Origin of the sequence: Acinetobacter brisouii (assembly GCF_008993995.1) — a bacterium.
Classification (GTDB): Bacteria; Pseudomonadota; Gammaproteobacteria; order Pseudomonadales; family Moraxellaceae; genus Acinetobacter; species Acinetobacter brisouii_A.
The window spans coordinates 25,575-37,831 of the sequence record NZ_BKNN01000024.1; the positions used below are offsets into that span (position 1 = coordinate 25,575).

The following is a 12,257-nucleotide window of genomic DNA, read 5'->3' on the forward strand; positions in this document are numbered from 1 at the left end:
AACACGTTGTTTCAGGTTTGAAAAAACAATACAAAGTCTCTGATAAAACGCTAAATTATTGCTTAATTTTGTATTGTTTCACGAATAATCATTGCAAAATAAATAAAAGCTTCGCATGATTACAGGGTTTCTGTCGGATAGCTTATCACTTTTTATGAAGTCACAACGCGGTCTTGGTTTATTGCCTCTTATTTTCTGTATTGTTGTTATTGCAGCATTCCTCGCTTTTAGTGCGTATGTATTTCATATTGATAGTGTTATTCGTAAAAAATTTGAAGGTCAGCGTTGGGACATTCCTGCAAAAGTTTATGCACGCCCACTTGAAATTTACAATCAAGCACCCGTCAATGAGCCTGATTTTATCCAAGAACTGGCAATGCTTGGCTATAAAAAAGCAGATGGCTATACTCAACCAGGTAGCTATCTGCTGAGTGGCAGTAGCGTCTATGTTCATACCCGTGGTTTTGACTTTGGTGATAGTAGCGAACCTGAACAGGTCTTGCACATTACTTTTGGCAATGACCAAATGCAGGATGTGCGCACGACAAAACCCTCAAGTACAGGCATGACTCGTCTTGAACCTTTATTGATTGGCGGCATTTATCCACAACACAATGAAGACCGCGTTTTAATCAAGCTTAAAAATGTACCTAAACCGCTCATTGAAGCATTAATTTCGACAGAAGACCGTAATTTCTACCATCATCACGGTATTTCAATCCGTGGTACTGCACGTGCGATTGTCAGTAACATTACAGGTGGTAAACGTCAGGGTGGTTCGACACTGACACAGCAGTTGGTGAAAAATTTCTATCTTTCTCCTGAAAAAACCCTAAAACGCAAGGTCAATGAAGCGTTAATGTCTGTATTGCTAGAAATGCACTACAGTAAAAGTGAGATTTTAGAAGCCTACCTCAATGAAGTCCACTTGGGGCAAAATGGTAACTACTCAATTAATGGTTATGGTTTGGCATCTCAATTCTATTTTGGACTACCATTGCGCGAACTCAATATTGCACAGCAAGCGTATTTGGTCGGTTTAGTGCAAGGACCATCTTTATATAATCCTTGGCGCAATCCAGAAGGTGCGAAAAACCGCCGTGATACTGTATTACACAACATGTTGGTGATGGGTTATCTGACGCAAGCTCAGTATGATCAAGAAAGTGCCCGCCCACTGGGTGTGGTCGCTAAACCAGCACTTGGCCCAACCCGTTTCCCTGACTTTATGGATATTGTCCGTCGTCAATTACGTAGTGAATATCAAGAATCAGATTTGACCAATCAGGGCTTACGTATTTTTACCACGCTTGATCCTGTTGCTCAAACTAAGGTACAAAATAGCTTTAAGGAAACTGTAGATAATTTATCTAAGCGTAATCCGCGTGTCTTGGCCGATTTACAAGGTGCTGTGCTTATTCAACGCCCTGACAATGGTGAATTGGTTGCAGCAGTTGGCTCAACTCAAAACTTCACAGGTTTTAACCGTACCATTGATGCAAAACGTCAAGTTGGCTCATTGCTCAAACCTGTCATTTATTTGAGTGCCATTGAATCAGGTCGCTATAACTGGGCTTCGGCGATTCAGGACACCTATATTAGCATTCCAACCGAAGGAAAAGCATGGACACCTAAAAACTATGGTGGGGGTGAGCATGGCGTTGTGCCGATGGTTCAAGCGCTGCAACATTCTTATAACCTTGCAGCCGTTCGCTTAGGTCAGGAGTTTGGTGTTGCAACTTTTAGCAATCAGTTACGCAAATTTGGTGTAACCAGCGATATTCCCTCTTATCCATCTGTATTCTTGGGCGCTGTCAATTTATCACCAATGGAAGTTTTAGGTGTTTATAACAACTTCGCTACAGGTGGTTTTAAATATCCAACCAAAGCCATTCGTTCTGTGGTTGATCAAAATGGAAGAACCCTTGATCATTATGGCTTAGAAGTTCAAAAAACCATTGATCCTGCGGCAGCTTATGTGCTGAATTATGGCTTACAGCAAGTGATGAATAATGGTACAGGTAAAGCAGCTTATGGCAGTCTACCATCGACCTTAAAACTTGCAGGTAAATCAGGAACAACGAACGATACCCGTGATTCGTGGTTTGCAGGATATTCAGGTAACTACTTAACTGTGGTTTGGTTAGGTCTAGACAACAATAAAGTCACAGGATTAACAGGTTCATCAGGTGCTTTACCTGTCTGGATCAATGTCATGAAACAGTTACGCCAGCAACCTGTCAATATCAAACAACCAAGCAATGTCCAATGGCAATGGGTCGATGTACGTTCAGGTCATTTGTCTAGTGCAAACTGTTCTGGTGCAATGTACATTCCACTTCTTGCAGATCATGTTCCATCTCCAGGTGCGGATTGTGGCTTTTTCAACAATCAGGATTCTCCAGAAGACACAGGTAGCGCATCTGCACCTGTGGCATCCGACAACCCAGACAATCTTGAAAATCTGATTCGTGAAAGTGACAGTACAGATGGCAATAGCGATTCACCAGCTCGAGTCATCTCAAGCGGTAGTTACGAACAGTAAATTGAATGGGCTTGGTCATCTTTGATACGGTGATCAAGCCCATGATATAGAGAATTTTTGCGAATGCATTTTAAACTGATCAGTAGTTGTTTATTGAGTCTGAGTTTTATTGGCTGCACTCAGTTAGCCCACCAACCACAATCCCAAACGCATCAAGCAACACCACCAACAAAAGAAAAAAAACCGCTTAACGATACAAATGGGGTGACTGTTACGCCTTATCATGTTCCTGAGATTAAACGCACAGTTATTCCTGCACCGCCACAACCTGTCACTGCACCAGATGGCTCAGAAAAACCCGTTTTTCGTCAGCTCATTCAGCAAGCACAGCAGGCATTACAACACAACAATCTGACGCAGGCAGAACATTTGGCATTGCAAGCACAGCGGATTTCACCTCAGGCAGCTCAAAGCTATATCGTTTTGGCTCAAGTGGCACAGAAAAAACAAAACTACAGTCATGCACAGTCTTTAAATCCAACGGGGTTTAAGTCTGGCAGATGACTCCACCACTCAAAAAAAACTATGGTTACTGCGCTTACAAATCGCACAAGCACAACACAATGCCAGTGCTATTCAGCAAGCTAAACTCGCCTTAAGCAAGCTTTAAACCTGAGAAATGCCCGCAATGCCATATGCTGCATGTTGTTGGGCTATTCCTAAATCCTCATGCTTTAAACCGCCCAAAGCAATAATGGGTAAATCCACCTGCTGAGCAATCTGCTGAAATTGCCCCCAACCCAAACCTTGAGCTTCTGGATGTGTGGCTGTTGCCAGTACAGGACTCAATAAAGCTGCATCACAACCAATATATTGAGCATGCTGCAATCCTGCCAAATCATGACAAGCTGCCAAATAACACTGCCCTACACGTAGCTCTCCACGTTGGGTCGCAAGTAATTGGGGTTGTTTAAGATGAATCGCCACCAGTTGTGCCTGTTGCTCTAGGCTTAGCTCTTCAGCCCATACTTGATTCAAAATAAGCTTGTTCAGTTGTTCTTGAGATAGCGCGTGTAAAGCAGCTAAATCAGCTTGTTGTTCAGGACGATAGTACATGACTTGCCCCTGCTGCAAATCTGCCAATCCCTCTAATTGCGTGCGTATTTTAATACGCTGTGGCAGTGCCAAGCGTTGAACCAATTGTTGATTCGCTTTTGGAAAATTCAAGTTGGCCAATTCGGTGCGTGTATACCACTGCCAAGGCTGTTGAATCTGAGGAAGTACTGCTTCAGGGACATAGCTAAAAAACACATGTAACTGCACAATGACATCATCATAGTCATGTTGAATCAGTTCAAATGGCTGCCAGTCGATTACATCTATTCCAACTTCTTCAAACACTTCACGGCGACAAGCTTGCTCAGCTGTTTCACCCTGTTCAATCTTCCCCCCAGGAAATTCGGCTTTATTGCCCTGATGTTGCTGAGCATTGCGCCAACCAACCAGAACACGTGTTTTAGAAAAAAGTAGCCCAATTGCCACTTCAATTTGGTTTTTTTGCATCACTGTTCCTTGGGTCATTCTGATCATGTCGAGCATGTTACAAAGTTTTCAAATAAAGCGCTAAATTTTCATTGACAGTCTTATTCGATAATGATTATCATTTAAATCACTCGCCGACACCACGGAATCAAGAATATGAACGCACCATTTAGCTTATTTACACGTAACACCGATACTGCTCAGTCTTTACCCATGCTTCATTCCAATAACCTGTTTGCACTGGGTCGCGAAATCCGCATTATGCATGCAGGAGAAGAATACCGCTTACGTTTGACACGAAACAATCGACTTATTCTCACCAAGTAATAAGACCAATCTTAAAAAAAACAGTGTCATATAATAATAAACGTGGGAACAAGCAGCATATCTGAGCAATGTGCTGCTTTTTTATTGTGGCAGTTCAATTCGTACATGCAATCCACCTTGCGTTGCCTGCTGAAAATCGACCGTTCCTTGATGCAAAGCGATAATTTTTTTCACAATCGACAAGCCCAAGCCTGAACCCTGAGTCGTATTGCCAAGTACCCGAAAAAATCGCTCTCCCAATCGAGTCAAGATTGCCTCATCAACCCCCTGACCATTGTCAGCAATACTGATGATGACATGACGATCTTTTTGCAAAAGCTCAATAAAAATCGTGCCATGTTCAGGGACATAGCGGGCTGCATTGTCAAGCAAATTACGCACAGCACTAAATAAAAGCTCTTGGTTGCCCATTAAGATCAGACGCTCAGGTAAATGAGCATCTAGCGATATCTTCTTCTGTAACAAGTAGAGCTGGATACTCTCGAAAGCTTGCTGCAACAACTGCACAAGATCAAGTTCTTGCTTGGGCAATTGTGTGGCATGAGTGGGGTCAAGTCGAGCCAGCAACAATAAATTTTCCAAGACCTGTGTCGTTCGCTGAATATCTTGCTGAATAGGCTGTAAATCCTGCCCTAAAGAGGCAACCTGTTGGTATTTTCGCTGTAGTACCTGTAAGCGCATACTCATTGCAGATAAAGGCGAACGTAACTCATGTGAAGCATCTGCAGTAAAACGCTGCTCTGCATGTAAAGCCCGTTGTAGTTGTTCAAACAACTGATTCAGTGCCGTCAGTAAAGGCTGAATTTCGGTCGGAGTAAACTGAAGATCAATCGGACTTAAATCTTGTGAGTTTTTTGCCACAATCTGTTGACGAACCTGATGCAAACTTTGAAAGCTACGCTGAATTCCTCGATGCATCATCCACCACTGTGCTGCCCACAGAAACACCAAAACCGCAGCATATAAAGCAATGGTCTGGAAAAAATCTTCAAAACGCTCAAATACAGGCTGAACCACCACGACCGTCAAATGCCGCTGCCGATCCTGCTGCACATAGCAACGCCATAGTTGATGCTGTTGCCAATGCCAGCCGTACCCCTGTTGCCAAGCACCTTGGAACAAAATGGGCTGATAGTCTGTGGAATGGGTCAATAACTGAGTGCCTAAGCGCATCTCATATTGCAAATCAAACTCATCACTGAGTTCATCGAGTTGTTGACCTGAAACACGCGATAAATCCGAGATGAGCAGCATATCTGAAATTTCATCCATCAGATCATCATGCATTTGCATACTTTGATAAATACTATGAGCAATCAACAAGATAAAAGCAATCACACCCGCCATCATACTGCTGCGTAATATGCTGCGAATCAATTGACGTTGTAATGAACCTTGCGGCAAGCTCATGACAACAGATCTCCCATGCGATAACCTAAACCACGTAAGGTCACAATACTTTGACTACCCAGTTTTTTACGCAGTTGATAAATAAAGACTTCAATGGTATTGCTCCCTGTCTCATCACCCCATGCATAAATTGATTCTTCTAACTGCTCACGGGTCACAATATGCTGTGGCTGCTGCATGAGACGCTGTAAAATCTGAAATTCTTTGGCAGTCAGCTCACATGGCTGCCCATGTTGGTAGACCATTTTGCTAGATAAATCGAGACGTAAATCACCATAACTCAGTTGATCATTGCGCTGTTGCTGCCGTTGGCGTAGTTGCGCACGAACTCGGGCAGACAACTCCTCCAAACTAAAGGGTTTGACCAAATAATCATTTTCACCTAGATCCAGCCTGCGACCCGATCCTCGATTGCATCTTGAGCGGTAATTAGGATTACAGGGACTGCATTGTATTGTTGACGCAAAGCCTGAATAATCTGATCACCTGTTAGTTTTGGCAAACCACGATCAAGCAAAATACAAGCATATTCATGAGTTTGTATCGCCTGTAGCGCATAGTCTCCACGTGCAACCCAGTCAACCGTGTAACCATCCATTTCGAGCCAAGTTTGTAGACTTTCTGCCTGAGAGGCATCATCTTCCACCAATAAAATACGCATATCATGATCTGCTAAAATCAAAAAATCACCCAGCCAAGTACAGCAACAGGGTGATCTGTTTAAATATCAGAATTGGACACGATCTACATCAATTTCAATCCGTTTCATCGGCTTGTAGTCAATATCCACTTCACCAAAAATGACAACAGGTGTTGTTGCTGAAATGGCTTTACCTTGCCAAAGCTCATCATCAATATCGACAGTGATGTGCCCTGTCTGATCGCGAAATTCATACTTTTCATTGCCTAATGCTTTGGTGATATAGCCTTTTAACTGTACCAGTTGATCATCGCGTGCAAGCAATGCTTGTTTAACATGGCTGACTTGGGTTTGCTGTAAAGCTGCCTGATTAACGGGATTGGCTAAACTGACACTACTGACTGAAATGGCAACTACACAACCAAGATAAGATAATGTTTTCATGAAGATTCTCCTTCTATGTCTTGTTCTATTGTGATTACAACAGAACAAGATGAGTTGAATCTTAAGATGATTTTGATTGAGATTTAGCTCAGTGGTACAACCCGTAGAACCTCTTCAAGTGAAGTGATTCCCGCAACGACTTTACGTGCTCCTGCAATACGCAAAGGTTCAACACCTTCTTTTTTTGACTGAAAACGTAAAGCATTTAAAGGGACATTTTCACTGATCATTTGCTTGAGTTGTAAACTAATTGGCATGAACTCATAGATTCCGACACGTCCTTTATAACCCGTATAACGGCAAGCTTCACAGCCCACAGGGACATATGAGGTCGCAGGAACATCTACTGTATAATCAACGGTGAGATGTAACCACTGCTGCTCGTTGGTAGGTGCTCTTTGCGTGCATTGTGGACAGAGTTTACGCACCAAACGCTGTGCCAAAATACCCAATAACGTTGCTGAAGATAAAAATGGCTGCACACCTAAATCATGCAAACGGGTCAAACTCGAAGGTGCATCATTGGTATGTAGTGTTGAAAGTACCAAGTGACCTGTCAATGCCGCCTGAATCGCCATATCAGCAGTGTCTTGGTCACGTACCTCACCCACCATAATAATATCGGGGTCTTGACGCATCAATGCTCGAATGCCATCCGCAAAACCCAGTTCAATGCCATGATTGACCTGCATCTGATTAAAGCTACCCTCGATCATTTCAATCGGATCTTCAATGGTACAGACATTGACTTCATCAGTTGCCAACTGCTTTAGCGTTGAATATAAGGTGGTGGTTTTACCCGAACCTGTTGGCCCTGTCACCAGAATAATCCCATGACTATGCTGAGTGAGTTCATTCCATTGATTCAATAATCTTCCATCAAACCCCAACTGTTCAAAACTACGTACCAAGACTTCGGGGTCAAAAATACGCATCACCATTTTTTCACCAAATGCGGTGGGCAAAGTCGCTAAACGAAGCTCTGTTTCCAAGCCCCGTGGTGTACGGGTTTTTAAGCGACCATCCTGCGGTTTACGTTTCTCAGCAACATTCATCCGCCCTAAAATCTTAATCCGCGCAATTACTGCACCGAGTGTATTTGAGGGCATTTTATAAATGGTATGTAAAATCCCATCGATACGGAAACGAACTTTACTGTCTTCACGACGTGGTTCAAGGTGAATATCACTTGCCCCTTGCTCAAAGGCAAACTGTAAAATCCAGTCCACCAATTTTACAATATGCTGATCATTGGCATCGGGGTTCTGGGTCACCTCTCCGAGTTGCAATAATGCTTCGACACCTCGACTATCACGTTCATAACCCTGATTTTTTTGGGATGAATTGACTGCCCGACTCACTTGGTAATATTCAGAGAGATAACGCTGTAACTGTTCAGGACTTAAGAAAACGCGTTGAATTTTTTTGGGCTTTAAGCCTTTTTCTAAATATCCAATCCAATCGGTTAAAAAAGGTTGATCTGTTCCAATCAGAACTTCAGTGTCATTGACCTCAACCGCCAAAATATGATTGCGCACTGCAAACTCTTGCGACATGACAGCAGTGAGTGCTGAAACATCTGCTTTAAGCGGATCAATCACATAAAATGGCAGATTCGATTTTTCCGAAAGCCATTTGCACAATAAGTTTAATGTCAGTTTCTGCTGCTGATTACGTTGGTTGGTTAAATCAAACTGAGCAATCCATTGCAATGGATGCCACGATAACTGGTTCTTACTCCGATGGGTGGTTTGCACCAACGCTTTATCGCGCTCAGTAATCATTTCATCCCAAAGCAACTGATCCAAGCACCATGTCAAATCGATTGAATAAGAAAATTGTTGTAAACGCTGATTTGACTGCATCGCAAGCCTCAAAACATATGATTATGATTTTATAACGCGTATCTTAGCACTTTCATGCCAGCACATTAATGATCTGCAATAAAACTATCTTTTTAAAAAGTATTTATCTGCTGCCATATGCAATCAACTCAACAATCACAATTTCTGTCGCTTTGACCTGAAACCGAACATTTAAATCTGCAAAATGTAATCCATAGACCCGTTCAGGATCATCTTGATAGGCAGGACGTGGGTCGAGTGCCAAGACCTGTTCAATCTCCTGATACAGTTGAGATGAACCTAATCCATTTTCAGTCAGTTGAATACGCTGTGATAATGCTATTTCAGACCAAACCACCTGATTGAGTACTGGTGCTTCGCGAGCGTAACCACTTTGCGCATCAGCAATCGCATCGGAATAGGCAATATATGGCTTAATGTCCACAATTGGGGTTCCATCGAGCAGATCAGCACCCGACACATACACACGTAATTGACCATCAACCTGTTCAATGCGTTTAAAACGTACAACGGATAAACCAATCGGCGCAGGTCGATACATACTACGCGAAGCGAACACCCCAATTTTTTGGTTGCCACCCAATCTTGGCGGGCGAATTTGTGGTCGAAAGCCATCAAGCGGCTTATTGTGATGAAATTGCCACAACAGCCACAAATGACTAAATTCTTCTATACTAACAAAGGCAAGCGGATCATCATACGGGGCTTGCATCACAATATAAGATTCAACATCCACCAGATTCGGCTGACGTGGAATACCGAACTTTTCTTTGAACGGCGACTGCATGAAACCAATCACGGGAACTTGAAGCGGAGCAATCATCACTTTTTCTTATAAACACAATTAAATATATTCAGTTTATCGGCAATCATTTTAGATTAAAATACATCTCAGTTTTTATTATCTATATTGAGATTGCTTGAATGGCTGCTTTTAACGTTGAACGTGTTACCCATGTTCACCATTGGAATGACACTTTATTTAGTTTTAAAACAACACGTGATCAAAGCCTGCGCTTTAAGAATGGTCAGTTTGTCATGATCGGTCTTGAAGTGAATGGCAAGCCGTTAATGCGTGCCTACTCAATTGCAAGTGCCAACTACGAAGAAGAGCTAGAGTTCTTCTCAATTAAAGTACAAGACGGTCCATTGACTTCGATTTTGCAAAAAATCCAAGTGGGCGATGAAATTTTAATTTCTAAAAAGCCAACAGGGACTTTAGTTCTTGATGACCTTCTCCCAGGTAAAAACTTGTACCTTCTTTCTTCAGGTACAGGTTTGGCTCCATTCTTGTCTGTGATTCGTGATCCTGAAACCTATGAACGCTTTGAAAAAGTGATCGTAGTTCATGGTACACGTTTCATCAGTGAATTGGCTTACCAAGACTTGATCTTAGACGAATTGCCAAACAACGAATTCTTCGAAGAATTGGGCATTAAAGACAAATTGGTTTACTACCCAACTGTCACTCGTGAAGACTTCCATACTCAAGGTCGTGTAACCACTGCAATTGAGTCTGGTCAATTATTCGAGAAAATTGGTTTACCACGTTTCAACCCTGAAACTGACCGTGCAATGCTGTGTGGTAGCCCGCACTTCCTGAAAGACGTTGCCGCGCTTCTTGACCAACATGGTTTGAAAGAATCTCCACGTATGGGCGAAATGGGCGATTACGTGATTGAACGTGCTTTTGTAGAAAAATAATTCTACGATACACTGAAAAAACCGAAGCTCCATGCTTCGGTTTTTTGATTTGAATGCCTTGAAAAACCTGACATCTGCTGTAAAAAGGCTTGTCGATCTCGGCATTTTTCTGCACAATTCTTGCTTTCGTTTTTAGCATAGCCGTAGCCAAATGAGTTTGCCATTCCCTCTCATCCAGCAAATAGATGCCCTATTGCCACAAACCCAATGCGGTTTATGTGGACATCGTGATGGATGTTTGCCTTATGCCAAAGCAATTAGTGAAGGTGAAGAAGCCAACAAATGCGTCCCTGGCGGTCAACCTGTTGCCGATGCCATTGCACAGCTACTCAATCGCCCTTTGCTCAAAGCCGAAGAAAGTGTTTGGGATATTCAGGCAGATGGTCGACCTCAGCGCATGAAAGCGGTGATTCGTGAAGATGAATGTATTGGCTGTACCAAATGTATGAGTGCCTGCCCTGTCGATGCGATTATTGGCAGTGGTAAATTAATGCACAGCATTCTAAGTGATCTGTGTACAGGTTGTGAATTGTGCATACCACCCTGTCCTGTCGACTGCATTGACTTGATCGAAGATACGCAAGCTTTACCGACAGCAGCACAGCAAACCGAACAGCAAGATGATCTACGCTATCGCTATTATGCCCATATCTACCGTGAAGAGCAGCGTCGCACCGAACGTAAAGGCCCTATTGTTCGTGCAGCGATTGATAGCGAACTCTTCGTGCAGTTTTCAAGCTACTTAAATAGCGTACCCACCATTCAGCGTGTTGAAAAATCGGCTGAACAAGATTTGGTTGCCGACGCTAAAACCACGATTGAACTGGCGAAACTACGCACTCAAATTAAGAAGCTTGAAAAACAGCTCAGCGTACGCGACAACCCAGCAAAACGTGAACAACTTGATCAGCTCACTGCTGAGTTAAATGCACTGCAAGGTGAAAGCTAATGTCCACTAAGAACATGACCAAAAAGCAGGTTCAAACTTTTTTTGAACGGTTACGTGAACAGCGTCCTGAACCGACGACTGAACTCAATTTTTCATCGCCTTTTGAATTGCTTATTGCGGTCATGCTCTCAGCTCAAGCCACCGATGTCAGTGTGAATAAAGCCACCGATAAACTTTACCCTGTTGCCAACACGCCTGAACAGATTTTGGCGCTAGGCTTAGAAGGTTTAAAAAGCTATATCAGAACCATTGGCTTATATAATTCAAAAGCTGAAAACGTGATCAAGACCTGTGAAATCTTAATCGGTCAACATCACAGCCAAGTTCCAGATAATCGTAAAGATTTGGAAGCACTTCCCGGGGTAGGTCGTAAAACAGCCAATGTGGTGCTCAATACGGCTTTTGGACAACCCACTATGGCGGTGGACACGCATATTTTCCGTTTGGGCAATCGTACAGGTTTGGCGGTTGGTAAAAATGTGCTTGAAGTTGAGCAACGCTTAATTAAAGTCATTCCAAAAGAATTTATGTTAGATGCCCATCACTGGTTGATTTTACATGGTCGTTACTGCTGTGTCGCACGTAAACCTAAATGTGCTGAATGTGTGGTTTCCGATGTATGTAACTGGTCAGATCGTTTCGACTTTGGTGCGGTCAAACCTGTAAAGCCTAAACAAGAAGATTGATTTTAATTCGTCATACTAAGCATCAATTTTAAATTAGCGCTTCTTTTTAGATGGCGTTGATTTCTTAGTGGGTTGAGGAATTGGTTGGGGTTTAGATGCTTGTTTATGCTCTTTCACTGCATTATTAAGCATTTTCTTGCTTTGTAATATTAAAAAGATTAACCCTGCCAAACTTATAACCACTAAAGCAATGAGTGCCAATTTG

11 protein-coding genes and 1 pseudogene are annotated in these 12,257 nt (G+C 42.7%); 6 read left to right on the forward strand and 6 right to left on the reverse strand.

Annotated features, from left to right (window positions below):
- Positions 1–154 precede the first annotated feature (154 nt).
- Both mrcB and GBN19_RS07795 read left to right on the forward strand, forming a co-directional pair.
- Positions 155–2,545 carry a penicillin-binding protein 1B gene (gene mrcB, locus GBN19_RS07790; protein ID WP_151777730.1) on the forward strand — a complete coding sequence of 797 codons (2,391 nt, stop codon included), beginning with the start codon at positions 155–157 and terminating at the stop codon, positions 2,543–2,545.
- 63 nt (positions 2,546–2,608) lie between these two features.
- Positions 2,609–3,049 carry a hypothetical protein gene (locus GBN19_RS07795; protein ID WP_228271234.1) on the forward strand — a complete coding sequence of 147 codons (441 nt, stop codon included), beginning with the start codon at positions 2,609–2,611 and terminating at the stop codon, positions 3,047–3,049.
- Between the two features lie 102 nt (positions 3,050–3,151).
- Here GBN19_RS07795 and GBN19_RS07800 read toward each other — a convergent pair whose 3' ends face one another.
- On the reverse strand, positions 3,152–4,048 hold the full coding sequence (locus GBN19_RS07800) for an NUDIX domain-containing protein (RefSeq protein ID WP_151777731.1): 897 nt from the start codon (positions 4,046–4,048) through the stop codon (positions 3,152–3,154).
- A gap of 135 nt (positions 4,049–4,183) precedes the next feature.
- On the opposite strand from GBN19_RS07800, the gene hemP reads away from it, so the two are divergent.
- A complete protein-coding gene (gene hemP / locus GBN19_RS07805) occupies positions 4,184–4,354 on the forward strand; it encodes a hemin uptake protein HemP (RefSeq protein ID WP_111892798.1) in 171 nt (56 codons plus the stop codon).
- A gap of 81 nt (positions 4,355–4,435) precedes the next feature.
- On the opposite strand, the gene GBN19_RS07810 is transcribed toward hemP, so the two are convergent.
- From GBN19_RS07810 to tsaA, 5 genes and pseudogenes are all read right to left on the reverse strand, one after another.
- Positions 4,436–5,764: an ATP-binding protein gene (locus GBN19_RS07810; protein WP_151777732.1), complete on the reverse strand. Its 1,329-nt coding sequence runs from the start codon at positions 5,762–5,764 to the stop codon at positions 4,436–4,438.
- Positions 5,761–6,425: pseudogene (locus tag GBN19_RS07815) on the reverse strand (response regulator). The gene GBN19_RS07810 and the pseudogene GBN19_RS07815 overlap by 4 nt, the downstream one beginning before the upstream one ends.
- Before the next feature lie 66 nt (positions 6,426–6,491).
- The gene (locus tag GBN19_RS07820) at positions 6,492–6,848 is read right to left on the reverse strand and encodes a NirD/YgiW/YdeI family stress tolerance protein (RefSeq protein ID WP_151777733.1); all 357 of its coding nucleotides are present in this window, start codon (positions 6,846–6,848) and stop codon (positions 6,492–6,494) included.
- 83 nt (positions 6,849–6,931) lie between these two features.
- The gene (locus GBN19_RS07825; protein WP_151709483.1) at positions 6,932–8,713 is read right to left on the reverse strand and encodes a GspE/PulE family protein; all 1,782 of its coding nucleotides are present in this window, start codon (positions 8,711–8,713) and stop codon (positions 6,932–6,934) included.
- A 103-nt stretch (positions 8,714–8,816) separates the two neighbouring features.
- Positions 8,817–9,536 (reverse strand): tRNA (N6-threonylcarbamoyladenosine(37)-N6)-methyltransferase TrmO, encoded by a 720-nt coding sequence (tsaA, locus tag GBN19_RS07830; RefSeq protein WP_171494451.1) that lies wholly within the window; start codon positions 9,534–9,536, stop codon positions 8,817–8,819.
- Positions 9,537–9,637: 101 nt separating this feature from the next.
- On the opposite strand from tsaA, the gene GBN19_RS07835 reads away from it, so the two are divergent.
- The 3 genes from GBN19_RS07835 (at position 9,638) to nth (ending at position 12,052) form a co-directional block, all read left to right on the forward strand.
- Complete coding sequence (locus tag GBN19_RS07835) at positions 9,638–10,417, forward strand: ferredoxin--NADP reductase (protein WP_151777734.1); 780 nt, start codon at positions 9,638–9,640, stop codon at positions 10,415–10,417.
- Between the two features lie 151 nt (positions 10,418–10,568).
- Positions 10,569–11,366 carry an RnfABCDGE type electron transport complex subunit B gene (locus GBN19_RS07840; protein WP_151777735.1) on the forward strand — a complete coding sequence of 266 codons (798 nt, stop codon included), beginning with the start codon at positions 10,569–10,571 and terminating at the stop codon, positions 11,364–11,366.
- Positions 11,366–12,052, forward strand: coding sequence for an endonuclease III (gene nth / locus GBN19_RS07845; RefSeq protein WP_151777736.1), 687 nt, complete (start codon positions 11,366–11,368; stop codon positions 12,050–12,052). Before GBN19_RS07840 ends, nth begins: the two co-directional genes overlap by 1 nt.
- The last annotated feature ends 205 nt before the right edge of the window (positions 12,053–12,257 follow it).